21 protein-coding genes are annotated in these 24,761 nt (G+C 43.5%); 9 read left to right on the top strand and 12 right to left on the bottom strand.

The window, feature by feature from the left end; all coding sequences use genetic code 11:
• Nucleotides 1-43: 43 nt before the first annotated feature.
• From PUQ00_RS01540 to PUQ00_RS01520, 5 genes are all read left to right on the top strand, one after another.
• Nucleotides 44-760, top strand: a complete 717-nt coding sequence (locus tag PUQ00_RS01540; protein WP_300412471.1) for a heme oxygenase (biliverdin-producing) — start codon at nt 44-46, stop codon at nt 758-760.
• A gap of 445 nt (nt 761-1,205) precedes the next feature.
• A complete protein-coding gene (locus tag PUQ00_RS01535; protein ID WP_300412469.1) occupies nt 1,206-1,556 on the top strand; it encodes a type II toxin-antitoxin system RelE/ParE family toxin in 351 nt (116 codons plus the stop codon).
• Nucleotides 1,553-1,846: a Fis family transcriptional regulator gene (locus tag PUQ00_RS01530; RefSeq protein ID WP_300412467.1), complete on the top strand. Its 294-nt coding sequence runs from the start codon at nt 1,553-1,555 to the stop codon at nt 1,844-1,846. The genes PUQ00_RS01535 and PUQ00_RS01530 overlap by 4 nt, the downstream gene beginning before the upstream one ends.
• 454 nt (nt 1,847-2,300) lie before the next feature.
• Nucleotides 2,301-3,362 (top strand): cobalamin biosynthesis protein CobW, encoded by a 1,062-nt coding sequence (gene cobW / locus PUQ00_RS01525; RefSeq protein WP_300412465.1) that lies wholly within the window; start codon nt 2,301-2,303, stop codon nt 3,360-3,362.
• 177 nt (nt 3,363-3,539) lie between these two features.
• A complete protein-coding gene (locus PUQ00_RS01520) occupies nt 3,540-4,022 on the top strand; it encodes an ABA4-like family protein (protein WP_300412463.1) in 483 nt (160 codons plus the stop codon).
• 461 nt (nt 4,023-4,483) lie between these two features.
• On the opposite strand, the gene PUQ00_RS01515 is transcribed toward PUQ00_RS01520, so the two are convergent.
• From PUQ00_RS01515 to PUQ00_RS01485, 7 genes are all read right to left on the bottom strand, one after another.
• Complete coding sequence (locus PUQ00_RS01515) at nt 4,484-4,699, bottom strand: acetyltransferase (RefSeq protein ID WP_300412461.1); 216 nt, start codon at nt 4,697-4,699, stop codon at nt 4,484-4,486.
• Nucleotides 4,700-4,990: 291 nt separating this feature from the next.
• Nucleotides 4,991-5,299: a DUF3181 family protein gene (locus PUQ00_RS01510; protein WP_300412459.1), complete on the bottom strand. Its 309-nt coding sequence runs from the start codon at nt 5,297-5,299 to the stop codon at nt 4,991-4,993.
• Between the two features lie 119 nt (nt 5,300-5,418).
• On the bottom strand, nt 5,419-5,676 hold the full coding sequence (locus PUQ00_RS01505; protein WP_300412457.1) for a hypothetical protein: 258 nt from the start codon (nt 5,674-5,676) through the stop codon (nt 5,419-5,421).
• 247 nt (nt 5,677-5,923) lie between these two features.
• The gene (locus PUQ00_RS01500) at nt 5,924-6,229 is read right to left on the bottom strand and encodes a DUF4090 family protein (protein ID WP_300412455.1); all 306 of its coding nucleotides are present in this window, start codon (nt 6,227-6,229) and stop codon (nt 5,924-5,926) included.
• 334 nt (nt 6,230-6,563) lie between these two features.
• Complete coding sequence (locus PUQ00_RS01495; RefSeq protein WP_300412453.1) at nt 6,564-6,818, bottom strand: hypothetical protein; 255 nt, start codon at nt 6,816-6,818, stop codon at nt 6,564-6,566.
• 99 nt (nt 6,819-6,917) lie between these two features.
• Nucleotides 6,918-9,980, bottom strand: coding sequence for a phosphoenolpyruvate carboxylase (gene ppc, locus PUQ00_RS01490; RefSeq protein WP_300412451.1), 3,063 nt, complete (start codon nt 9,978-9,980; stop codon nt 6,918-6,920).
• 84 nt (nt 9,981-10,064) lie between these two features.
• The gene (locus PUQ00_RS01485; RefSeq protein WP_300412449.1) at nt 10,065-10,319 is read right to left on the bottom strand and encodes a hypothetical protein; all 255 of its coding nucleotides are present in this window, start codon (nt 10,317-10,319) and stop codon (nt 10,065-10,067) included.
• Nucleotides 10,320-10,760: 441 nt separating this feature from the next.
• Here PUQ00_RS01485 and PUQ00_RS01480 point away from each other — a divergent pair, with 441 nt between their 5' ends.
• The 3 genes from PUQ00_RS01480 (at nt 10,761) to psbA (ending at nt 16,924) form a co-directional block, all read left to right on the top strand.
• Entirely contained in the window at nt 10,761-13,760 is a 3,000-nt protein-coding gene (locus PUQ00_RS01480) for a DUF1574 family protein (RefSeq protein ID WP_300412447.1), read from the top strand.
• A 148-nt stretch (nt 13,761-13,908) separates the two neighbouring features.
• Complete coding sequence (locus tag PUQ00_RS01475) at nt 13,909-15,408, top strand: MBOAT family protein (protein ID WP_300412445.1); 1,500 nt, start codon at nt 13,909-13,911, stop codon at nt 15,406-15,408.
• Between the two features lie 433 nt (nt 15,409-15,841).
• Nucleotides 15,842-16,924 (top strand): photosystem II q(b) protein, encoded by a 1,083-nt coding sequence (gene psbA / locus PUQ00_RS01470; protein WP_300412443.1) that lies wholly within the window; start codon nt 15,842-15,844, stop codon nt 16,922-16,924.
• A gap of 384 nt (nt 16,925-17,308) precedes the next feature.
• Here the strand turns inward: psbA and PUQ00_RS01465 are convergent, their stop codons facing one another.
• Entirely contained in the window at nt 17,309-18,700 is a 1,392-nt protein-coding gene (locus PUQ00_RS01465; protein ID WP_300412441.1) for a malic enzyme-like NAD(P)-binding protein, read from the bottom strand.
• Between the two features lie 284 nt (nt 18,701-18,984).
• Between PUQ00_RS01465 and PUQ00_RS01460 the strand changes: the two genes are divergently transcribed.
• Nucleotides 18,985-19,110 (top strand): hypothetical protein, encoded by a 126-nt coding sequence (locus PUQ00_RS01460; RefSeq protein WP_300412439.1) that lies wholly within the window; start codon nt 18,985-18,987, stop codon nt 19,108-19,110.
• 372 nt (nt 19,111-19,482) lie between these two features.
• Here the strand turns inward: PUQ00_RS01460 and PUQ00_RS01455 are convergent, their stop codons facing one another.
• The 4 genes from PUQ00_RS01455 to PUQ00_RS01440 all read right to left on the bottom strand — a co-directional run bounded on the left by PUQ00_RS01455 (nt 19,483) and on the right by PUQ00_RS01440 (nt 24,501).
• Nucleotides 19,483-20,172, bottom strand: coding sequence for a Uma2 family endonuclease (locus PUQ00_RS01455; RefSeq protein ID WP_300412626.1), 690 nt, complete (start codon nt 20,170-20,172; stop codon nt 19,483-19,485).
• Nucleotides 20,173-20,454: 282 nt separating this feature from the next.
• Nucleotides 20,455-20,838 (bottom strand): hypothetical protein, encoded by a 384-nt coding sequence (locus tag PUQ00_RS01450; RefSeq protein WP_300412437.1) that lies wholly within the window; start codon nt 20,836-20,838, stop codon nt 20,455-20,457.
• A gap of 95 nt (nt 20,839-20,933) precedes the next feature.
• Complete coding sequence (locus PUQ00_RS01445) at nt 20,934-22,508, bottom strand: GMC family oxidoreductase (protein ID WP_300412435.1); 1,575 nt, start codon at nt 22,506-22,508, stop codon at nt 20,934-20,936.
• 400 nt (nt 22,509-22,908) lie between these two features.
• The gene (locus PUQ00_RS01440; protein ID WP_300412433.1) at nt 22,909-24,501 is read right to left on the bottom strand and encodes an FAD-dependent oxidoreductase; all 1,593 of its coding nucleotides are present in this window, start codon (nt 24,499-24,501) and stop codon (nt 22,909-22,911) included.
• Nucleotides 24,502-24,761 lie beyond the last annotated feature (260 nt).

Below are 24,761 nucleotides of genomic sequence, written 5' to 3'. Positions count from 1 at the left end.
TCAAAACTTCGGCAGTTAACTTTTTAAAGTTGAGAATTTTAGCATGAGCAGCAATTTAGCAACCAAATTACGTGTAGGCACTAAAAAAGCCCACACAATGGCAGAGAATGTAGGTTTTGTCAAGTGCTTTTTAAAAGGAGTAGTGGAGAAAAACTCTTACCGGAAACTAGTTGCTAACTTCTACTTCGTCTACTCAGCGATGGAAGAGGAAATGGAAAAGCATCGCCAGCACCCAATAGTTTCTAAAATTAACTTTCCCCAGTTAAACCGCAAGTATACCCTAGAGCAAGACCTGAGTTTTTACTTTGGTGCCAACTGGAGAGAGCAAATCAAACTATCTCCCGCAGGTGAAGCTTATGTACAGCGCATCCGAGAAATATCTCAAACTGAACCAGAACTGTTAATCGCCCATTCATATACTCGTTACTTGGGTGACTTATCCGGGGGACAAATTCTCAAAAATATTGCTGTAACAGCAATGAATTTGTCTGATGGGCAAGGAACAGCCTTTTATGAATTTCCAGAGATTCCTGATGAGAAGGCATTCAAAGCCAAATATCGTCAAACTTTGGATGAATTACCCCTTGACGATGCTACAACCGATCGCATAGTTGATGAAGCTAACGCCGCCTTTGGTACGAACATGAAGATGTTTCAGGAATTGGAAGGCAATTTAATCAAGGCGATCGGTATAATGCTTTACAACACCCTCACACGGCGTCGTACACGCGGTAGTACTGAACTCGTTACTGCTGAGTAACTGTGTTGAGATTGCGGATTATGGTGTGTGGAGTAATAAGTCCAGACAGCCTGATGAAAGATAATTCATAGGTGTTTCTGAGGAAAGAGCGATGCTTGGGTTGGGCTACGCCTACGCTAAAAACGCTCAAAATATTTAGGGGCAATAGTCCTATGACTGCTTTTGATTTGTGAAAGCAAGCATGGGGATATTGCCCCTCAATTATTTTAAGGCTTCTACTTCCCCACTGCTGACTCCACTGACCCTGGCTTGACCGCATTGGGGGATTGGGGCGATCGCCCTTAGAGTAAATGGGTGAAAAGTAACTTATGTCTACTGTTGACTATTAGTACCAAAAAAGGTACAAGAGTAATGTGATGTCAAATTTATCTAATTAAACATAGCTCTGTAAAGCTAAAATATGTACTTTTGCAGGTTTATGTATTTTTAGAAAAATTTGATATAAATGGAAGAAAAACGAATTCCTGCACAGTTCTATCAAAACGAAAATGGTACAGAACCTGTTCGTGATTGGTTAAAGGACTTAGACCAAGAAGATCGAAAATTAATTGGTGCGGATATTAAAACAGTAGAGATTGGATGGCCAATTGGGATGCCAACTTGCCGTCCAATGGGTAAAGGACTATTTGAGGTACGTACAAATTTACCTCAAGGTCGAAAAGCTCGTGTGTTGTTTTGCATTTATGACGAAAAAATGATTCTTCTCAATGGGTTTATCAAAAAAACTCAGAAAACTCCACAAAGAGAATTGGAGTTAGCCTTAGAACGCAAGCAAAAAGTGGAGGCGCAAAGATGAACAAAAATCCATATGTTGGTTCGTCTCTTGATGACCTTCTTGAAGAAGAAGGGACACTTGAAGAAATTAACCTGATTGCTGCTAAACGTGTTATTGCATGGCAGATTAGCAAAGCAATGGAAGAAAAAAAGTTGAATAAGGCAGCAATGGCAAAAGAGATGAAAACTAGCAGATCATCTCTTGATCGGCTGTTAGACCCCAGTAACTTATCTGTATCCTTAGACACCATTGCTCGTGCTGCCAGAGTGGTTGGTAAACGGATACGTTTGGAATTGGTGGATGCAATGTAGGCATAATTCAGCATCACCTATCTTCTTAACCCATCTGATCAGAGATGGGTTAAATTTTGCCTGTCCTCTCTTCTCCACAGTCGCCCTTCACTAACCTCGGTCAAGCAAATTCTGACTAATTGGGGTCAAAAACATTGTCGGCTGTGGATCACGGGGCGAGATGAACAGTGATTCTGAAAGTCATGCTAAGGACTTATTAAGCCGCTTTCAACCCAAGCGATCGGCAGGTTTTAAACTGTATCATTGAAGTTCCTGAAATTTAAAGGCTTCAAACCCTTGTTGTACCTTATTAAATTGCTGTAACAAATAGGCTATTGCTGTGCCTCTACGCCGCGAGTCTATTTACCTGAAAATAGCTGTAAAATAACTAAGTCAATCTTCAAACCAAGCTTAATCTCAGTATTTAAGTTTGTAACCGATAGAACTTACCATACTGAGTAGAACCGGCAAAAATATGGCTGCAAAAATTCCTGTCACAGTAATTACAGGCTTCTTAGGTAGTGGAAAAACCAGCCTAATTCGCCACCTGCTACAAAACAACCAAGGACGCCGTATTGCGGTTATAGTCAACGAATTTGGCGAACTCGGTATTGATGGCGAATTGTTAAAATCCTGTCAAGTTTGCCCGGAAGATGATGAGGGCGATACTAATATCTTTGAATTAACTAACGGCTGCTTATGCTGCACCGTGCAGGAAGAATTTTACCCGATGATGCAAGAGTTAATCAAGCGGCGAGATAGCATCGACTGCATTTTGATTGAAACCTCTGGTTTAGCTTTACCTAAACCACTGATTAAGGCTTTTCGCTGGCAGGAAATTCGCAACGCCGCCACTGTGGATGCGGTGATTACCGTCGTAGATTGTGCGGCGGTAGCGGCGGGGACATTTGCTAGTGATCCAGAGGCGATCGCAGCCCAACGGCAAGCAGATGATAGTCTAGAACATGAAACACCCTTACAAGAACTGTTTGAAGACCAACTTGCTTGTGCAGACTTGGTGGTGTTAAATAAAGTTGACTTGGTGGATGCCGAGACAAAAGCCAGAGTTGAGGAATTGATTAAGCAAGAGTTGCCCAGAGTGGTGAAGATTGTCGAGAGCGATGCCTACGGCGGACTACGCCTACATTCTCAACTTGATGCATCTATATTATTAGGATTTCAAGCCGCAGTCGAAGATAATTTAGATTCTCGTCCTAGTCATCACGATACCGAAGAAGACCACAATCACGACGAAGAAATTACCTCAGCTAATTTAATTTTGGATCGTTCCTTTGACCCAGAAAAGCTGCAACAGCAGTTGCAAACATTAGCACAACAACAAGAAATTTACCGAATTAAAGGCTTTGTGGCAGTGCCAAATAAATCTATGCGCCTAGTGATGCAGGGCGTGGGAACCCGGTTTGATAAATTTTACGATCGCCCCTGGAAACCCGAAGAGGCCCGGCAAACCCGCTTAGTTTTCATTGGTCGTGATTTGAAATCCTCAGAAATAGAATCACAACTTGTAGCTTTATAATTTGAGAGTTAGGGATTAGGGGTTATTAATAACTAGTTAATTGACAAACCCAAAAAAATGCTGATAACTTAAAAATATTAATTTATTATTCTTGATCCCTAACTTCTTTCTTTTAACTCATAACTCATAACTTATCACTCCTAACTAATAAATTTTCATTCTTCACTTTACAAAAATATGACGATATCCCAACTATTTAACGTTGCTAATCTTTTCGTATTGCCATTTTGGGCGTTGATGATTTTATTGCCGAACTGGAAAGCTACACGGTGGATAATGTCATCATATCTACCTTTTTTGCTGTTAGCTGGGTTATATTTGTATTTGTTTATCAACAGCATTACGCCAGAAAATGCCCAAGCTTTATCGAATCCCCAATTAGCTGATATTGCGCGATTTTTTGCAGATGAAACAGCTGCTGCAACAGGTTGGATTCATTTTTTAGTGATGGATTTATTCGTCGGTCGTTGGATTTATTGGGAAGGGCAGAAAACAGGCATTTGGACAGTTCACTCCCTAGCTTTGTGTTTGTTTGCTGGGCCTTTAGGATTACTGTCTCACATCTTGACTGACTGGATTGCTAAAGCATTTTTCCCGAAGTTTCAGCAGAATGAAACGGCGACGCTAGCAGAACAAGAAGTATCATCAACTGGCACATAAGTAAGTAGGCACAAATAAACCTAACTATATGACAAAATGTAAATCGTCGAAAACCCTTGCGATTGGTTCACTTCGCTTTGCTCCGTACCCTTCTCCTGACGGAGAGGCTGCGCCAACGCCAACGCAATGACATAGTGATAAATTTTTCCGCCCACCTACTTAGTAGTAGGGGCACACATATTAGTGGTGTCAACTTAAGGTGAAAGCCTTTTAAAACCTCGTTTCCAGCCAGAAGCTGGAAATGCACCTCATGCCGGCTCTGCCGCAAGTCTTGAGGCGGAGCCTCTGAGAATGCATTAAGAGTCAGAGACTGGGAACGAGATAATCTCTAAAAGCTGCTTCTAGACTAACTTTCAGGTTAAGTTGACACGTATGCACACATGTGCACCTACTCTTGTTAGATAAATTGATAATGGATAATCAGTTTACTCCCATTCCCAATTACCTGATTTTAAAATCAATTAAGCGTTGTTGTGTCTATAGTCAGCATCTAACCAACAGCGTGGTAGAACTTCACCTGAAGGAAAAACAAGATTTTCTTTTTTAAAAGTCTCAGGTTCCTGTTCTTCTTGACCTTCTTGGTCTTTTGCGTGAACAAGATTAGTATTCGGGTCAAGTAATTCCTGAATTTCAACAATTTTTACCAATTCGCCACTATCTTTGACTTGTAAAAGCATGTAAATTGCCTCAATAAGTTTGCATGAAAGTTAAAAGTAAGTCTTAAGATAAACTCACTCACATCTCAACCGAATCATAAGGCTGAGATTCCTTAATTGTTAAAGGAATTTTTACCAGATAGTGCATATATAAATAAATTTTACAAGATTCATCTATATCTATCTGTGATTTTTACTTTTATAAAATTGACACTGTAAACTCATCCCCAATTCAGCATCTCAAATTCAAAATTGAATCAGGGAATGCTGACGAAGAAAATTGTTTAATTGAAATAATCTTGGTTTTAGCGATTAGATTTCACGTTGATATTTTTCTAAAATATCTACTAAGGTAACTTGGCATTGCAGTGGTAGTAAATCGATTAAAGGAAGTTCACGTCTCCCGCCGCCAATTTTTACTGGAATTGATTGCAAGACTTTTGTAACTTGGTCTTCATTTACAGCATTGGAAGTAATTAGGGGATACAACTGTTCAGCAACAAGGGTATGCAGTTTGGCATTAGATAAATAAAGATGCCATTTGGCAATGTCTATGTAGACATTTTCGCCAATTTCAGCTGCTAGGGCTTCCAGTAGTTCTGTGGTGTTAGTCTTAGCCATAAAAATAACCCTACATTAAGAAAGAGTGCGAAATCTTAGGCTTTTTTACATTATCGCTCAATTAACAGGCTGATTCTACTACCACAGGTTACAATCGCCCCAGCATCAGCAATCCGTCTTCAGGTGGATTTGGGTGGAGTTTGGTTGTAGTTAGCGATCGCAGCAATATAAATTAGATGCACCAACACTATTACTATCCAACTTACAGTGACCCACGGCAGCCACTCCCAGGTAGTGCCTTTTAAGATGTGGAAAAACCACAAGCCAGAATTTATGGTAGCAGCGATCGCCACATGCACGGCAAAATTCATCCGGTCATCGATCTTGCGGTAATCTGGGTCTTTGCGATCGGGTTTGCGAGGCCAACGAGGAGGCATAAATATTTGTTACAGATTTAAATACACCCTATTCAGGGTAACTGAAAGTTTGACAGATTTGAAAACCCTTCAGATAAATGAAGGATTAATAAGTAGGTAAATAATTGAGTTGATGCGTTAAGCCCAGACATGTGGCGGTAGGGACGTAGCAGCATTACGCTGTGCAAAGGAGTGTCAGAGTTTGTCGCTAGACATTGCTAAGATATCTGATCTCAACTAACTCCTAACTCCTAACTCCTAACTCTATTTATTTGCCACCATAGAAAAAGGCAATTTCTTTCTCTTTTAGGGGTGCAAAATCAGCATCTACAAGTAATTGGTCGAGTTCTGCTTGGGGTATGTGTTTTGCACCGATTCGCACAATGCGCGATCGCATAGTATTAGATACCCCACTGCGCTGTCTATTGCCTTCTAGGGCCATGACTTTTCCATAAAGTTCTAGCTTGGCAGGCGGAATGGGAGAACCATCAAAATCAATTCCCTGTGCGATCGCTTCATCAATAGCATCAGCACCTGTGGTAGTTTGATTCCCTGGGTTAGTTTCGGTAGGCATGGTGATTTGTTCTTCTTTGGTATAGGTAGATTTTACCAGTTAAAAGGGCGGTTCAAAACCTCGTCACACGAGGCTTTACCCACCTGCGTGGGTTAAAAACCTTAATTTTTAGGACTTACGCACAAGAGATCCCCCAACCCCCTTAAAAAGGGGGCTTTTAAAGTTCCCCCCTTTTTAAGGGGAGCCAGCGCTGTGGGCGGGTTTCCCGACTTGAGGCGACTGGCGTGGGTTAGGGGGGATCTAGGTTTCAGGTTTTGAGTGCGTAAGTCCTGTTTTCTCTTAGCCCACGCAGGTGTGGCTGTTGTTTGTCTAGCCGCAAATTCTATTGCCAAAGCTAATCACGAGCTTGTCGCGTCACCAAACCCCCAACAAACGCCCCTAAGATAGTGCCTGTCCATAGCCCTGTTGTGCTACCTTGCCATATTGCTCCAGGTGTCATCCAAGCGTTGCACATCTCCTTGAAACCCCAAGGTTGATTTTGGCACTTTTGGCTATGCAGCATGATAGTAATTTGCCCACTGGTGTAAGCCCCAAAAAAACCTGATGACAGCGCCAAAAAAGTGCAAATTAAAATTCTATTTTTTGTCATTTGTCATTTGTCATTTGTCACTTGTCCCATGCCCCATGCCCAATGCCCCATGCCCCATGCCCCATGCCCAATGCCCCATGCCCAATGCCCCATTCCTAATCAACCTGTATTTCTCATCCCAGCAGCAATCCCATTAATAGTTAACAATGCCCCTCGCAGTAACTCGCCTTTGCTGTAACGAGAGTGGATGACTCCAGATGTAGCAGTCGTATTTTGGGACTGTCGTAGGCGCTTGAGTAGTGAAACTTGGATAAATCCCAAGGGTACAATTGTGCCATTGCGTAATTGTACAGATCGTTGCAATACAGGATCACCATCTAAGAGTCGATTGTGATCGGTGATTTTTAAGACCAAATCCCTTGTAAGATAGAACTCGCTGGCAATTTGGTCAAAAACCTTGGCAAAACGGAGTCGATCTTCTGGTTTTGACAATTCTTGGACATAGTGATGTGCCATTTGTATATCTACTTTTGCCAAGGTCATCTCGGCCTTAGAAATCACCATCTTGAAAAAAGGCCACTTAACATAAAAGTAACGTAGCAATTTCAAGTGTTCTTCTGGTTCTACGTTCAAGAATTCTTGTACAGCTGTGCCAACGCCATACCATGAAGGCAGCAAAAAGCGAGTTTGTGTCCAGCTAAATACCCAAGGAATAGCTCGGAGACTGCTTAAGTCTTTTTTACCAGATGGACGGCGTGCTGGGCGGGAACTAATTTGTAACTGGCTGATTTCTTCAATTGGAGTTACTTCGTGGAAGAAGTCAACAAAATCAGGCTGTTCGTAGATTAGCGCCCGATAATGTTGACGCGATCGCGCTGCTAATTCTTCCATAATCTCATTCCAGGGTTCAATATCATCAAACCCTGTCCGCAGCAGGCTAGCTTGAATCACAGCTGTAGTTATGGTTTCCATGTGGTACAATGCCAAGTCCAACAAGGAGTATTTGGAAGCCAAAACTTCTCCTTGTTCGGTAATCTTAATCCGCCCATTGATACTATGACCCGGTTGAGCCAAAATCGCCTCGTAAGCTGGGCCGCCTCCCCGTCCCACAGAACCGCCGCGTCCGTGGAAAATCCGCAAATTTAAATCATAGTTTTCTGCTATTTGTTGCAGTGATTTTTGAGCTTTATGAATTTCCCAGTTACTGCTTAAAAAACCAGAGTCTTTGTTGCTGTCAGAATACCCCAGCATTACTTCTTGCAAATTAGGGGTGAGGGGGGAGGCAGGGGAGGATGAATTTTCATCGGCATCTTCTGTTTTTGTCTGTTCATAGCCACCGGCTAACAAAGCCCGATATAACGGGAGTTCAAACAGTTTCCGCATGACGCTTCTGGAGCGTTGTAAGTCTTCTACTGTTTCAAATAGGGGGACAACTTGAATAGTTCCGACAGCAATGGCGGGGTCAAAAAGTCTGGCTTCTTTGGCTAACAGCAACACTTCCAGCACGTCGCTGACGTCGCGGCACATGCTGATAATGTAAGTTTGGCAGATGTTGATACCAAATTCTTGTTGGAGCGATCGCACGACGCGAAACGTTTCAATTACATCATTGGTTTTTTCGGAAAATGGCAATTCTGCCGGAATTAATGGTCGGCGGGTTTGCAGTTCTGCGGTGAGCCAAGCGACTCTTTGCTCCTCAGATAGTTCGTTGTAAGGTTGAGATAATATTTGCAGGTATTCCAGGATCTCATCGAGCGCATCAGCGTGGCGGGATGATTCTTGGCGGATATCTAGCTGTGTCAAGTTAAAGCCAAAAATTTCTACCTGACAGATCAGATTTTCTAATTCTCGACAGCTTAAACCTGTTTCGGTTAAGTTGCGCTGAATCATTCGCAGTTCTGCTAAAAAATCGTCTCCCGAAAGATACAGGGGACTATCTTGATTTTTTGGCGTTTCCCGATTGTACAAAGCTAAATTGCGATCGTGAGTATTTTCCAGCCGTTTCAGCACATAAGCCAGTTTCAGCCGATAGGGTTCTTGTCGATAACGTAGCGCCAGTGCGTCATAGACTTCGCTTAACTGCGACTGATCCAACTCTAGAGATTCTAGTAAGTCTGGTAAAACATCACTCCAGTGCATCGAGACACTCAACAATTCAATCAGATTTTTCACTGACTGAATATATCTCCCTAACACCATTTTCCGCTGATAGCAAGCTGTCTGCCAAGTAATTTCGGGTGTGACTGATGGGTTTCCATCCCGATCTGAGCCTACCCAGGAACCGAAAGAGCAAAAGTTTTTACTCGGTGGTTCTAGCCAAGGAAAGGTATTGGATAGGGTGTGTTTAAAACGTTTATACAGTTGAGGAATGCCATCAAATAAAACTTCTTGGAAGTAGTGCAGGGCATAATCTACTTCATCCAGCACCGTCGGTTTGAACTGGTGAAGTTCGTCTGTGCGCCACCACAAGCGAATTTCTTCGAGCAATTGTTCGCGCACATCTGCTGCTTCCCAAGGATATGCTCCTGGTGTGCTACCAGAGTGGTTTTCCAACGCATCCAGTTTTTGCAAGAGTTGTACCACCTGTCGCTGCTTATCTCGGATGGTATGACGCACAATTTCCGTCGGGTGCGCTGTGAAGACTAAGCGCACATCCAGATGTGCAATTAGACGTTGAATTTGCTGGGGTGGTACATTCAGTTTGAATAAATAGGGAAACAAGGCAGCGAAAGTACCTTTTGGTTTGACTAATTCTTTTTCTAGATAACTCTTTCTCAGGAAGGCTGCTGCAATTCCCCTGCTAACAGGCGCGTCATCTTCTCTTTGATTGGAAGAATAGTTGACATTGGCTGGTGTTTGCGGCTCTGTAGCCTCTGTTTCTGCCTCATAGCGACTCAATTGCTGCCGTTGTTCGTATTCCTGCTCTATGATGTTAATCAACTGAAAATAGAGAGCGAAAGCCCGAGCCGCGCGGATTGCTTCATTGATATTTAGTTGTTCAATCAATTTGACGGCTGAGGATGCTTGGTCATTTGTTGCTTGTCCTTCTGGTGAACATAAATCGCGCAACTGCCCCAACAGGTCTACCATATTTTGACCGCATTCTTGCCGGAGAACTGACTCCCACAATTCTTCCACTACCTGGAGACGATGACGCAAAAATAATTCCGACACCGGGTATATATCCGCAGTTTGAGACGAAGAGTATAAAAGGGAACCCATATTCTCTATTCTTGTAAAGCTAATTACTGTTTACGGTTCTAGGCTTTGCACTTAATGCTCACCGGGTTGTTCCTGAGCAAATAATTATTTGGTGTATATATTCTCATCTGGATTAGTTTCGTGTTCATCTGGGAAGTCGAGGTTAGGTAGGCGATCGCCTCGAAATAATTCTTCACTGGCTTCGCCTATGGCTTCTAATGCTCTTACTGTAGTTTTTCCTGTAATCAGCAATAGTAATATAGACGCTGTACCTATTTGTAAAAGGAAAGACTGGGGAATGGTAAATAAATCCAGATTGGATGCGGGGTTAGGTGAAAGCTGTTGTTTGGCAGAAGACATTGCTAATTTTTGGTTATGGGAATTATGGGGTAGAGACGCGATTAATCGTGTGTGTACAGGAGTGAGGATGACTCCAAAGATCAAGGAATGGAGTTTAAATGGGATAAGCTTATTGTTTGTTTTGCCTATGAGAGGAGTTAACGCAGTCAGAGGCAAGTCCGGCTTTAAAGGACAAGTCATCAGCCAGTCATATAGAATTATTCTGAACTCCTAGCTGCTAACTCCTAACTTCTGATTTTTGACTCCCTATTAGTAAAATAAACGCAAAACTCAACATTAGTCAGACTTGCAACCTGTACAAGACTATCTTGTCCGATTTTGTGAGCTACGAAGGTAACAAAATTGTTAAAAAAAACCGTCAGAGTGTGATAGACCTATGGTTCTAGTTTACAAGTGCAGGCACTATCCCCCAACGATCGCTTTGTGTAAAGTTAACTTCCGATGAAAATAGTATTACCAGATCGCCAGCAATCCTTATTGCAATGGGTAAGCCAAGCAACAGGGATCAACACTTTCGGAGTGAAAGTCCGGTTACGGGGAAATGACCTTCATATTCTTTGTGAAGGTACAGAATGTCCGCAGCGTTGGCGCACTTTGTCTGACTTGCTGCAAGCACTACAGCAAACTGACTTGGATATCCTCACAAGCAACGAAGAACCGTCAATATATCAAGTATTCGTCTATGGGCGAAGAAAAGGCGAACAGCGCCCCAAATGGTGCCATCGAGTTTACTTAAATCAAATAGATAAGCATCTGGAGCAGGTGCAGCAAGCGTTACTAGCAGACTCGGAAAAATCAACACAATCTGGTGGGGCGCTGATTGTCTCTAACGAAAGTTTGGCACGCCAAGGGAACCCAGAGGCCATTGCTCGGTATCTCAGCGAAAGTCTGAGTATGTTAGGTGTATCGGTACAGGCAAAGATTAAGCTATTTAAGCCAAAGAACTCTCAGCCAGAAGAAAATCGCCTGTGGATATTTTGCCAGTCGAGCTATAGCCCTGATGCCTCATTGCTGGCTGAACCAATAGCACAAAAGTTGCGTTTTCTCAAGCTTTCCGGCTACCAAGATGCAGTAATTGTTTCCCAGGTGAGCGGCGAAACCGCACCTGATTGGCTACTGCGGGTGGATTTGACACCACCAGAGGTAATGCTGAAGGAGTGGGCGCGTTGGGGGGATGTACAAGCGATCGCTCGATTATTAACTGAGGTACTATCAGAGTTAAAAGTTGCTGTCCAAGTTTCTGTTAAAGAATCAACGCTACATATTTTTTGTATCCCAGCTTTTGATCCCTTAGGAACTGCCCCAATCCCAGACAAGGTAGTATGCTTAGAGGCGATTTTACCGCAGTTAGAAGCGATCGCTCCTCAAGGCATTCTCGCCGCCACCGTATACGGACAAAAAGCAGGTGACAAGCAAGCAACTTGGATTGATTGGCTAGCTTTACCCGCTACAAAGCATCCCGCCTTTGCCACATCACCGCTCGATTTGGCGAATACTGGCGATCAACCAGCGATCGTATTTTTACTGGAGCGTTTACTCAATCCTGATTTGGATTGGCGGCTATTGACAGGTGGAATTCGCGTACTCCTACTGGTCAAAAATGATTTATTGCACATCATGTGTGATGCACCTGTTTGTCCAGGGCGTGAACAAGTAGCAAGCAAAATTACGCAGTTTATCCGCCAGTTAAAAATTCCCGGTATTATGGGGATACGTGTGTACGGTCGCCGTGCTGGCAATAAAGAACCTTTTTGGCACTATGGACTTGATCTTGAGCAACGGCAGCGTTTAGTCCCAGAAGCAACCCCAGAATTTGCTGCTACTTCTAAATACGTTAACGATCTAGTAACCTCTGAAAATAACGAACCAATTTTGCGCCCCGACTTAACGACAGAAGAAGTTCAAACTTTTGTGACAGAAGTAGCGCGAGGTTGGATAGCAACAGCGAGTGCAACAGCGAAAAAATTCCTGTTGAGTAGCCAGCTATTTACCGAAAGCTACCAGTCAGCCGAAGCAAACCCTGATGCTCAAGGACTTAAGGTGGCTCTGGTTTGGGGAACACTGGGATTATTACTCACCTTCCAAACTGATTGGGTATTGGGTCTAATTATCGCCCGTACTACGCCCACTAATATCTCACCCCCATCATCCTCTGGGCAAAAGGCGTCTTTGACATCTGGGAAAAATCAGAGTGATAAAACGACATTGTTTCCTAGCACTGCTAAGACGAAATACCCTCCAAATCAGAGTTCTGTATTTAATGCTTCGGAATTTACCCAAAGTGATAATACCCCAATCCAGAATTTGGCAGCCGCACCACTGAAGGAAAAAGCAACCGCTACCGCTATTCTTTTAGCAGCGCGATCGCAGATGCCAAGTTTCAATGTCAGGCAGTTAGACGAGCAACTAGCATTGTATAAACAGCGTTTGGCTAGAACTGGTAGTCCGCCTGATGTGTTAATTATTGGCTCCTCTCGTGCCCTCAGGGGAATTGATCCTGCAGCACTTTCTAAAGCTTTAGCGACTCAGGGCTATCCAAATATTGGCGTGTTTAACTTTGGGATCAACGGTGCTACTGCACAAGTTGTAGACTTTGTGATTCGCCAGGTACTCGAACCATCAGAACTACCTAAAATAATTATCTGGGCAGATGGTGCCCGTGCTTTTAACGGTGGACGCGAGGATATTACCTTTAAATCGATCGCTGCATCAGCTGGTTATAAACAAGCATTCCAAAAAACACCAACAATTGCAAATAGTAATGATTTGCCACAAAATACGGTAAATTCGCCAGAAGAAAAGACAAAGGAAGAAAAACCGGAGATTAGTATCTATGAAGCTGTTAATCAGTCGTTAAATCAGGCCCTAGCATCTGTTTCTGCTAGCTATCAAAACCGCGACCAAATTAAAAGTTTACTGCAAAAACAACTGCTCACACCAGGTCATAATCAGACAGTTGCATCACAAAAACAGCTAACAGACGGTACTTCAGATGAGAGTACTTCCCAACAAGCAGTTGACTTTGATGGCTTTCTACCTTTGTCTATTCGCTTCAATCCTGCTAGATACTATCAAAAACATTCTCGAGTTCCGGGAAATTACGACAACGATTATAAATCTTTCCAAGTAGAAGGACAGCAAGATGCTGCCTTTCAACAAGTGCTTAAGTTTGCCGAGTCTCAGAAAATTTTCCTAGTGTTTGTCAATATGCCTCTGACGGAAGATTATTTAGATCCAGTGCGTAGACAATATGAGCAAGAATTTCAGCAATATATGTTGCATTTGGCTACTAATCCCAAGTTTATTTATCGTGATTTGAGTCAACAGTGGATAAAAGCAAATGACTACTTTTCTGACCCTAGCCACCTCAACCGCTTTGGAGCATACGAAGTCTCGAAAAAGCTTGCTAATGACCCGATGATTCCTTGGCCAGTGAAATAGGGGAGTGGGGAGTGGGGAGTGGGGAGTGGGGAGTTAGGAGTTAGGAGTTTTAACGCCAAAACAAATGACAAATGACAAATGCCCAATGACCAATGCCCAATGCCCAATGACCAATGCCCAATGCCCAATGACAAATGACAAATGACAAATGAACTTTATATCAATTTTCTATGGGCTGTTCTTGTTGAGTGTGTTAGGAATTTACTGGTCTTTAGTACAAGAGAAATTGCGATTGTGGACGCTGCTAATTGCTAGTTTGGTTTTCTACGCATCTTTGCAGATCCAGTACATACCATTACTATTAGCATTGACGTTTATTAATTTTCGTGTGGGGCTGGAGATTGGAAATAACACATCACCAGGTAAACATTCTCGTGACTGGCAAATTTCTAACGAAGAGTGGCAATTTGCCCAAACTGACTGGAATCTTCGCCGTGTAAAACTTTTGTGGCTGGGTATAACTCTAAATGTTTTACTGTTATTAGGTTTTAAGTATTTCACCCCTTTATTCAAGTTTGTTTTTCATCTAGAAACAAACTCACCAGATAGCTCTTTTAAATTGATTGCACCCTTGGGAATTTCATTTTTCACCTTTGAATGCATTGCCTATTTAATAGATGTCTATCGCGGTGCTCCTGCTACTGAGCAGTTTCTCAAATTTGCCACGTACAAACTATTCTTCGCCAAACTGATTTCCGGCCCGATTACGCGCTACCACAATTTAGCAAATCAATTCAATACACTAGACTTCCCCAGTAGCGATAGAGTCGCAGAGGCGCTGTGGTTGATTGCTAGGGGCGCAGTCAAAAAAGGTATTTTGGCAGACCACCTGGGAATTTTTGTTGATTTATGTTTTGGTAATTTGCAACGGGCGGGTAGTACCGATCTCTGGTTAGCTACATTCGCCTACGGATTGCAGTTATATCTAGATTTCAATGGTTACGTAGACATTGCGCGTGGTAGTGCTTTGCTTTTCGGCTTGGTTCTACCTGAGAATTTCGACTTTCCCTATTTCAGCACTAATATTGCCCAATTTTGGCGGCGCTGGCACATCACTCTCGGAGATTGGCTACGTAACTATATCTACTTTCCTTTGGGTGGTTCCCGTCGGGGTTTAGTCCGTACCTGCTGGAATTTACTTATTATAATGCTAATCGCTGGTATTTGGCACGGTGCTGCTTTGGGTTATGTCGTTTGGGGCATATTCCACGGGTTAGCCTTGGTGGTTCATCGACTTACCGATGCTATAAGCGATCGCTTTGAAAATTTGGAAGAATTCTGGGAAAATCCTCTGGGTATCTTTGTTGCTTGGTTATTGACCCAACTGATGGTTTTTACCTCTTGGATCTGGTTCCGCCTACCTAACCTCCAAGACTCTTCTTTAGTAATTCGGCATCTTTGGGGTTATCCTGCTGATCCCCAGTTTGCTGAAAAGGTCTATGTGGAAGCCTTAAATATGAGCCAATACCAACTCACTTGGGTACTTCTAGCTATCGCTGCCCTTATGGCTGTAGTCTATGCTTTCAACCGAATTCTGAAGTTAGAGTTGAACTGGCCGCTTAAGCTTGTCTTCGTGCCTTTATGTTTCTACGCTGTTTGGTTATTAGCTCCTGAAGGCAGTTTACCCTACATCTACTTTGATTTTTAACTCAAACATCAAACAATAGACATCTCCCAAAAAGAATGTAGAGAGGCGAAATTTCGCCTCTCTACAATGGTTCTAGATAACGCATATTTAATTTCTGGAGATGTCTAATATAGAACTTATTGTCTGGTGACAAATCAGGAAGGCTTAAAATTTTTCATCCGCTCTAATTGTAAAGAAGTGTAAAGCAAAGTAAGTAGGCGATCGCGTCATTGAAAGTTACATTTCCTTTGGTCTTGAAATGGCTTAATAAAGCCTCAATTCATTATTATTTCATAGTAGGAAAACTTTACAGTTTGATGAGTTTGTTGAATCATAATATTACAGAATATTAAATCACAGATCAGCTGAAAGTAAATTCTTGTAGACTGGATTTTAGCAGGCGAAAAATAATCCGCTTGTTCCATATTTAACAACCCATAGCACTTATAAAACAATGACCACAACCTTACAACGGCGCTCTGGCGCTAGCGTATGGGATCGCTTCTGCGAGTGGATCACCAGCACCGAAAACCGTGTATACATCGGTTGGTTCGGCGTTTTGATGATTCCTACCCTGCTAGCTGCGACCACCTGCTTCGTAATTGCTTTCATCGCTGCTCCTCCTGTAGACATCGATGGTATCCGCGAACCAGTTGCAGGTTCTTTGATCTATGGAAACAACATCATCTCTGGTGCAGTTGTTCCTTCTTCAAACGCCATCGGCTTGCACTTGTACCCAATCTGGGAAGCTGCTTCCTTAGATGAGTGGTTGTACAATGGCGGCCCTTACCAGTTAGTAATTTTCCACTTCTTAATTGGTTGTGCTACCTACCTGGGTCGTCAGTGGGAACTTTCTTACCGCTTAGGTATGCGTCCTTGGATCTGCGTAGCTTACAGCGCACCTTTGGCTTCCGCTACCGCAGTATTCTTGATCTACCCTATCGGTCAAGGTTCTTTCTCTGATGGTATGCCTTTGGGTATCTCTGGAACCTTCAATTTCATGATTGTGTTCCAAGCAGAACATAATATCTTAATGCACCCCTTCCACATGTTAGGTGTGGCTGGTGTATTCGGCGGTTCATTGTTCTCTGCAATGCACGGTTCTCTAGTAACTTCTTCCTTGGTGCGTGAAACCACTGAAACCGAATCATTAAACTACGGTTACAAGTTCGGTCAAGAAGAAGAAACCTATAACATCGTTGCAGCCCACGGCTACTTCGGTCGTTTAATTTTCCAATACGCATCATTTCAAAACAGCCGTCAATTGCACTTCTTGCTCGCAGCTTGGCCTGTCGTTGGTATCTGGTTTACCGCTTTGGGTATCAGCACAATGGCGTTCAACTTGAACGGTTTCAACTTCAACCAATCAATCATTGACTCCCAAGGTCGCGTTATCAGCACTTGGGCAGACGTAATCAACCGCGCTAACTTGGGTATGGAAGTAATGCACGAGCGTAACGCTCACAACTTCCCCCTAGACTTAGCTGCTGGTGAAGTTACTCCTGTAGCAATGACTGCCCCTGCTATCAACGGTTAATTCTGAAGATTTAGCTAAATAAAAAGCGCCCTCCAGAGATGGGGGGCGCTTTTTATTTGTAATTACTTTAAAAAGTCTTACCTACGGAAAAATAGCGATCGCTGCAATACCTGATGATTTTACCCCACTGAGCAATCTCAAGTTTTGTGCTGTTTTTGTCTGGACTGTGCTATGGCGTACCCGCCCAACTTTAGCGATCGCCCTTAATAGAAGTTGGGCGGATAAAATTGATGTCCAGCTGCGGCAAGGGTGCAGTAAGAGGGGAAAAGAAACCTTTATTTAACGTGAGTTCGACAAGTTTTATTTCACCTCTCAAGAGCAGCCCCTCTCCGACGCGGAGAGGGGAGCAAAAAGCTGAATTTTTCGTTGCTTTCTTTTAGTTAATTAATTCCGAGCGATACCTTCTTCACGCGCTGCACGTTGTACAGCAGCAGCAACAGCAGTGACGACGCGCTCATCAAAGACTGAAGGAATAATATGTTCCCGATCCAAGTCTGAAGGCTTGACTAAAAAGGCGATCGCACTTGCGGCTTCCAGATACATTCTGATGGTAATTGTCTGTGCCCGACAATCTAAAGCACCACGGAATACCCCAGGAAAAGCGAGGACGTTATTGATTTGATTAGGGTAGTCGCTGCGACCAGTAGCAATCACAGCAACATCTTTACTGATTAATTCTGGCTGAATCTCTGGAATGGGATTTGCCATTGCAAACACAATTGGGTCTTTCGCCATTGAATGCACCATTTCTGGTGTCAAAACTCCCGGTACACTGACACCAATAAACACATCTGCCCCTTGCATTGCACCCGCCAACGTACCCTGAGCTTTCACGGCAAATTCGAGTTTTTCTTCTGTCAAGTCGGTGCGACTATTAGAGATAATCCCTTTAGAGTCGCACATCCAGATTTTTTCTGCCCCAGCTTTACGGAGTAACCGCGCGATCGCCACTCCAGCCGCCCCAGCACCGTTAATCACTATTTTGATTTCTGCTATTGACTTTTGCACCAGCTTTAGGGAATTAAACAACGCCGCTAAGGTGACAATTGCTGTACCGTGCTGGTCATCGTGAAAAACGGGGATATCTAACTCCTGGCGTAATCTGTTTTCAATTTCAAAGCAGCGAGGGGCAGCAATATCCTCTAAATTCACACCTCCAAACACCGGAGCAATATTCTTAACTGTCTGGATAATCTCTTCTGTATCTTGGGTGGCCAGACAAATGGGAAAAGCATCCAGCCCCGCAAATTCCTTAAACAGCATTGCTTTGCCTTCCATGACTGGTAGGGCGGCGGTTGGGCCGAGATTTCCCAAACCTAAAACGGCACTACCATCGGTAACAATGGCAACGGTGTTTTGTTTGATGGTTAACTTATAAACTTCCTCTGGGTCTTGAGCAATCGCCGTACAAATTCGACCAACTCCGGGCGTGTAAGCCATTGCTAGATCGGAAACACTCTTCAGGGGAATTCTGCTGACAATGCTGATTTTGCCACCGCGATGCAAATTAAAGGTGCGATCGTAGACACTGAGTAACTTGATGTCTGGCAATGCTTTCACTGCTTGCACAATGGTTTCAGCGTGTTCAGTACTAGCGGCATCCACAGTCAGATCGCGGGTAGACTCTTTGCGGGTTTGCTCGATTAGATCAATTTGACCGAGATTACCGCCAGTGGCTGCGATCGCCTGGGTTATTGACGCTAACATCCCGATGCGATTGGGAATCTGCAAGCGCAGCGTCAAACTAAAACTAGAATTAGGAGTTAGGTCTGCCATGTGGATTTTGGATTTTAAGTTTTAGATTTTATATTGAATTGAGACGAAAACTCAAATCTGAGATTTGTTAGTCAGTGTAAACCCAATGGGGAGCATCTCAGTGAAAGCAAATACACTACACTATAGGATAAAGAAGATTCCTGCTCCCTCTCCTTACTAAGTACAACATTTCATTAATTCATAACGAATCCTCTGCGTGACTCTGCGTTTCCCTTTGCGCGACGGCAGTCGCTACAACTCTTAGCCACCCCCTTGCCGAGGTTCCCTCCGTTGGGGGGAGTGGCGTGGGAACCCCCCTTCGGGTGACGCTCCTACGTCGCTACCGTTACGCTAACACCAGTCGCCTACGGCGGGAAATCCGCCTACAGCGCTGGATTCACCGCAACCCGCTGCCTCCCCTTTGCGTTTAAATTCTCCCCTCAATTCGCCACGATTTTACGCAAAGCTGTACTAAGGAGAGGGCTGGGGTCAGGTTTAGGCTTTCTACGAAAGTGAGATGCTCACTGCTGACATTTTTGATAAGTATTTTTATTTATACCAATGCATTTACTAATATAAATCAGTAACAATTTAGTAATTGTACCCAAATACACCAGATATTTTTTTAATATTTTATCTGTGTAAATATTTGTATAACTATAGCTTCATAAAAAAAGCGCCCTCCAGACAGAGAGTGCGGTGAATTTTACCTAAGAATTAAGTGTGGATTGCAGGCGCCGCAGCTACGCCCGTCGTAGACATCGTTGCCACAGGTACTGCCTCACCATTTGTATTAAGTTTTACTAAGCTAAATGCTCAACAAAGTCAGCGTGTTCTTTTAAATTTAATCCTTGTTGCAGCACTGCTAAAACTTTCGTCATGTCTCTTGTAATTAGTGAGGTGACAGCTAACCACAAACCTGGAAATACCCTACTTTTAATCACCCCATCTGCATCTGCTACGAGTGGCAAATATTCTCCATTTTGCAAACAGAACCAGTCGAGTTTATTCTCTAAAGTCTGCCAGACGATATATTCCTGCACTCCGTTACGACGATAGGCGCGTTTTTTGTCGTACAAATCAATAGATGCACTACTGGCTGCTACTTCTGCTACTAATTCCGGTGCGCCTTCTACGTAATCATCTTCGCTGATTTGTGCCTGTCCTCTGGTTGGTTTATCTACTAACAGTAAAACATCAGGTTGTGGTTCATTGTCTAAATCCAAGCGCACAGTAGCATTATCGCCTAGTTCTACGCCTGGGGTGGAAACTTTGTAATTCCCTAACCAGATAATTAAGTTTCCATGAGGTAAACCATGACTTCTAAAACGCAATGGTGATGCCACGTAGACGACTCCTTCGATTAATTCTGCTTTTTTATCGGGCATTGCTGTATAGCGCCGCTCGAATTCGTGGCGGGTTAAGCGATCGCCACTTTCTAAGGGAGGGATAAAAGCGCTATTATTTAAGCCATGTTCTACAGAAGCCGCGATTACGTGATTCCTTATCCGCAGGAGTTCTAGCTTGAATTTAACATAGGGGGATTGTTGGGGAGGCAAAGATTGTAATACCAATTCTGTATGAAGATGCACTAAACCATATTTAAGTACAAGAAAGAAAAAGGAACCGCAAAGGCGCAGAGTACACAGAGAAATCAGAGTTTCAGAGATATTTTGCGTAAGTCCTAAGAAAGAAAGAAAGAAGTTAAAAGGGTTTGGCGCAGCCTCACAAACAAATAGTATAAGGAGCGAAGCGATCGCACTTAAATGTTTGGTTTAGGGGACTTGAATTTCTCCACCTTGTGGTTTTGATAATGCTTGTAATTCTTCCCAAGAATAGTGACGGGGTAGTTCAATTGGTTTGTGATTGGCTCCTAATCCCAATCCAATTGTCGGTTGGAGTTCTTCAATGAATTCTCCAGCGTACTCTACCAACTTGTTGGCTGCAATGCTACCAGTAATTGCCCCTGCAACCACACCAATTGCAGCACCCATTTTACCACCAATGGAGCGACCTAGTGCGGCTCCGGCAACGCCACCTCCTACAGCGCCTAGATTTGTAGCCAAGGGATGAGGTAAATTTGTCGCTTCTAAATCCTCCTGTTGAGATTGAATCTCTGGTTGTTGTTGTGGTGTAATTTGCCCTTGATCATTTGTCATAATGTTTCGTCCTTTTTGTCCTTACAAATAACTAATCACCCTTGCGGGTTCAGCACTTCCTTCAAGTCTCTTAACCCGCCCAACGGAATGCCTGATTATTTCAATCGTTCAACTATGCGGTCAGCAACACGTAACGCATTCGCCATAATCGTTAATGTCGGGTTAGCACCGGAATTTGACGGAAAGAAACTACTATCTACCACATAGAGATTATCGACATCATGGGTACGACAATTAACATCAAGGACTGAAGTTTTGGGGTCTGTGCCAAATCGACAACTACCACATTGATGGGCAACGGCTTGTTCTGGTAGATGTGTGCGAGGATAAAGGCTAAATGGGAGGACGCTTTTAGCAGAGTGAGGGATTGACTTGAGCACAGATGTCCAGCGATGGATTAAGCGATCGCTTGCTTCGGTATTATTCAGTGTATAGTCAACGTGAATCTTGTCACCCACCACCCGAACCCGATTATTCGGATCTGGTAAATCTTCTGTTTGCAACCACCAACCAACTGATCGCTCGGCCAACAAATGGCGCTCATAATGAGGAATCAGCTTGACAAATGGAGCCATTAGTGGGGGTGCTTCTCCGGGAATCATATCGGCTAGCACATTACCTGTATTCTGCACCATGCCCATGGGATAAGGAAAATCCGGCTCTCCCCAGTAAAAATCGTTGACAGCGATCGTTTTTTGAAAGTTGGCGTGATTCACCTCTAAGTGTATGGAAACTATAGCTGTTTCCAGTTGCTTCATGAAATTCCGCCCCACCTGATCAGAACTGTTTGCTAATCCATTCAGATGTTTGTCATTAGCAGACCGTAACAGCAAAGCAGCTGAATTGACAGAACCACAAGCAACAACCACAATATCGCCGGTAAACCAATGTTTTTCCCCGGCAATTTCAGTTTCTACTCTTGTAACCTCTCGCCCCGACTCATTGGTATGTAGTCGCAAGACTTTAGCATTAGTTAAAAGCGTGAAATTGGCATACATTTCGCGGGTAGGACGAATGGCGTTAACATCAGCATCGGCTTTTGCACCTACAAGACAAGGATATCCATCAAAAGTATCGCAGCGAATGCAGGGACTTTTGCTGTGATCGCTTTCATTCAGCTTTAATCCTAGTGGTAGGTGAAATGGGTAGTAACCCAGTTCACGGATGCCATCAGCAAGGGACTGCATATCTGGCTCATGACTGACTGGCGGATAGGGATATGGTTCGCTGCGAGGTGGTTCGGTGGGGTCTTCTCCTTCTTTGCCATGCACGTCATACAGCTTTTCTGCTTGCGTGTAGTATGGCTCAAAGTCTTGATATTTCAAAGGCCATTCTGGAGAAATTCCTCCCTTATGAATTACCCTTTCAAAATCTCGCTCTCGGAATCGAATTAAGGCTGCACCGTAAAGTTTAGTATTGCCACCAACCCAGTAACCTGTCTGAGGTTTAAATGCCTTATCTTCCTTGTTATACCATTGCTCATCTGTATGATAGCGATGTTTTTGATAAACCTCCTCTGGATTCCAGTTAGCTTTTTCTCTCGGCAAAAAGTCGCCTCGTTCCAGCACTAGAATTTTTTTACCTGTAGGTGCGAGGCGGTGAGCCAGTGTACCTCCACCGGCTCCCGTACCGATAATAATGATGTCGTAGCGCTCAGTGATGTTGATCATATATGCAAGAGGTTGCAAATTATTTTTATATCGAGCCTTATTAGTCTACTCTGGTTCCTAGTTATACCATTTTGGATTTTAGATTTTGGATTGTAAAAAAGTTAGTGCATAAGCTCTTAAGGCAATCAATACGGTTCAGTTAAGGTTAGCACTCTTTGTCAAAGTCATTTTGTTTAACGAACCGCAGAGGCGCAGAGAAGCCAGTGCGTTGCGGGGTTCCCCCCGTTGTAGCAACTGGCGCGGCACTGAGAGAAGAAGGATAAGGAAAAAATTGCTTAACTGAACTGTATTGCTTAAGCAATCCATCTGTCGCAATCATTTTTCAAATTGGTATGAGTACTAAAGTGCTTAATTGAGCGCTTGCTTCAGCACCCACTAGAAACTCCGCTACCGCTTGCTACTAACTTAAGGCTGTTTGTTTGTCAATCAAATCAACTATACCGCGCCGTAATTCCTCAACAGTTAGCATCTGGTTCAAGCGCATCAATTCCGAGATAGCTGCTGTTTCCGTATCCCGATGGCTGGTTGCAACTGCCAAGACTTGATTGTTTTTGATGTAAAAAGCAATGAATTCCTGTTTTTGTAAATCCCCATCTACAATTATTTCATCCCAACTTTGGGCGTGTCCGATGTAGCGCAACGGAAAGTTGAATTGCATTGTCCAGAACAAAGGAAGCCCTCTAAATTTGACTGCTTTCCCTGCCATGTTATGAGCTGCAATTCGCCCCTGCTGTGCTGCAACTCGCCAATGTTCAACGCGAATCGATTCGTTTGTACGCCAATCGGGATAACGGGCAATATCGCCTGCGGCGTAGATGCCATCACCTGCACACAAGTATTCATCAACAACAACACTGTGATCTTTGGGATGCAATTCGACGCCTTTAAGAAAGTCTGTTGCCGGCTGTACGCCAACTCCGATAATTACGATATCTGCTTTCAAGCGGTCGCCATTATCTAAAATTACAGCTTCTACTTTGTCGCTACCTTCAAATTGCACCGCTTTTCTACCAAACTTAAAGGAAACGCCGCTTTCCTCATGAACTTGCTGAAAGATTTTGCCAATTTCCTCGCCAAGGATTTTCTTAAAAGGTACAGAATCCGGTGAGATAACAGTTACTTGTAAACCTTGCTGACTCAGCCCAGATGCCGTTTCCATACCGATAAAACTGGAGCCAATCACTACCGCTTGTGCTTTTTGCTTGATGGCTGCCAAAATGCGATCAGTATCATCAAAGCTGCGTAATGTCAAAATGTTTTCCAAGTCTGCACCAGGAATATCTAGCTGGCGTGGTTTACCTCCTGTTGCTACTAGTAAGGCATCATAGGTTAAGGAATCTCCATTAGTAAAGGCGATCGCTTTTGCCGTTGTTTGCACCTGTTCAACTCGCTGATTCAACAGCACTTCAATGCCGTGTTCCTTGAAGAAATCGGCCGATCGCAGGGGCATTTCCTCGGAGGATGTTTTACCAATAAAGTAGTCTTTACTCAGCTTGGTGCGATCGTAGGGCAGCTTATCTTCCTGAGTGATCATGACGATTCGCCCTTGATATCCAGCGACTCGCAAAGTTTGTGCTGCATGGACACCCGCCGCTCCAGCTCCTAAGATCACAAATGTGCGTCCATCAACATTGGGGTTAAATTGCGCCATTGCGGGCGATCGCAATCCTGTTGTTTCCTCTGGTACGCTGACAATAACGTTTTCACCTTCAATCCGTACCTGATAGGAATCTAGAGAATCCAAGCCAGGTGGCTCTAGTTGATCGCCAGTCGTCACATCAAAATAGGCATTGTGCCAGGGGCAAACAACACAATGCCCACTCAGCACCCCCTCTGCCAGTAGCGCTTTATAATGAGAGCAGTGTGCGCCGACAGCATAAAACTTTCCATCTATACGACTCAGTAAAATTTCTGTCTCGCCGACAGATACCTGTCGCATTTCACCATCATTTAGATCGTTAATATTGGCAACAACTGTTTCTATCTGTTTCATAATCAACTCTCAAATTAAGAATAAGAGGTTATACCAATTCTTTCAAATCCGGCAACAGATTTCAACCCGGTAAACCAGATGCAACCTTCTTACACCCCTTGATTACGAATTGATATAACAACAAAAAACTTGTACACTCTCTTCGGGGCTAGTACAGAGTGACGTAAATAAACTACCCAATTTAAAATATTTAAAACCCTTAGCCAACAGTAATTACGAATTACGAGAAGCGGGGCTAATTTCCCTTATACCCGCTTGGC

Origin of the sequence: Nostoc sp. S13, from assembly GCF_029379315.1 — a bacterium.
In the GTDB taxonomy this organism is placed as follows: Bacteria; Cyanobacteriota; Cyanobacteriia; order Cyanobacteriales; family Nostocaceae; genus Nostoc.
This window is presented reverse-complemented; position numbering and strand designations above follow the sequence as displayed.

Excerpts from the sequence above, each read along its gene's own strand:
- PUQ00_RS01540 (WP_300412471.1), top strand. The coding sequence starts at position 44 with ATGAGCAGCAATTTAGCAACCAAATTACGTGTAGGCACTAAAAAAGCC.
- PUQ00_RS01535 (WP_300412469.1), top strand. The coding sequence starts at position 1,206 with ATGGAAGAAAAACGAATTCCTGCACAGTTCTATCAAAACGAAAATGGT.
- PUQ00_RS01530 (WP_300412467.1), top strand. The coding sequence starts at position 1,553 with ATGAACAAAAATCCATATGTTGGTTCGTCTCTTGATGACCTTCTTGAA.
- cobW (WP_300412465.1), top strand. The coding sequence starts at position 2,301 with ATGGCTGCAAAAATTCCTGTCACAGTAATTACAGGCTTCTTAGGTAGT.
- PUQ00_RS01520 (WP_300412463.1), top strand. The coding sequence starts at position 3,540 with ATGACGATATCCCAACTATTTAACGTTGCTAATCTTTTCGTATTGCCA.
- PUQ00_RS01515 (WP_300412461.1), bottom strand. The coding sequence starts at position 4,699 with ATGCTTTTACAAGTCAAAGATAGTGGCGAATTGGTAAAAATTGTTGAA.
- PUQ00_RS01510 (WP_300412459.1), bottom strand. The coding sequence starts at position 5,299 with ATGGCTAAGACTAACACCACAGAACTACTGGAAGCCCTAGCAGCTGAA.
- PUQ00_RS01505 (WP_300412457.1), bottom strand. The coding sequence starts at position 5,676 with ATGCCTCCTCGTTGGCCTCGCAAACCCGATCGCAAAGACCCAGATTAC.
- PUQ00_RS01500 (WP_300412455.1), bottom strand. The coding sequence starts at position 6,229 with ATGCCTACCGAAACTAACCCAGGGAATCAAACTACCACAGGTGCTGAT.
- PUQ00_RS01495 (WP_300412453.1), bottom strand. The coding sequence starts at position 6,818 with ATGACAAAAAATAGAATTTTAATTTGCACTTTTTTGGCGCTGTCATCA.
- ppc (WP_300412451.1), bottom strand. The coding sequence starts at position 9,980 with ATGGGTTCCCTTTTATACTCTTCGTCTCAAACTGCGGATATATACCCG.
- PUQ00_RS01485 (WP_300412449.1), bottom strand. The coding sequence starts at position 10,319 with ATGTCTTCTGCCAAACAACAGCTTTCACCTAACCCCGCATCCAATCTG.
- PUQ00_RS01480 (WP_300412447.1), top strand. The coding sequence starts at position 10,761 with ATGAAAATAGTATTACCAGATCGCCAGCAATCCTTATTGCAATGGGTA.
- PUQ00_RS01475 (WP_300412445.1), top strand. The coding sequence starts at position 13,909 with ATGAACTTTATATCAATTTTCTATGGGCTGTTCTTGTTGAGTGTGTTA.
- psbA (WP_300412443.1), top strand. The coding sequence starts at position 15,842 with ATGACCACAACCTTACAACGGCGCTCTGGCGCTAGCGTATGGGATCGC.
- PUQ00_RS01465 (WP_300412441.1), bottom strand. The coding sequence starts at position 18,700 with ATGGCAGACCTAACTCCTAATTCTAGTTTTAGTTTGACGCTGCGCTTG.
- PUQ00_RS01450 (WP_300412437.1), bottom strand. The coding sequence starts at position 20,838 with ATGACAAATGATCAAGGGCAAATTACACCACAACAACAACCAGAGATT.
- PUQ00_RS01445 (WP_300412435.1), bottom strand. The coding sequence starts at position 22,508 with ATGATCAACATCACTGAGCGCTACGACATCATTATTATCGGTACGGGA.
- PUQ00_RS01440 (WP_300412433.1), bottom strand. The coding sequence starts at position 24,501 with ATGAAACAGATAGAAACAGTTGTTGCCAATATTAACGATCTAAATGAT.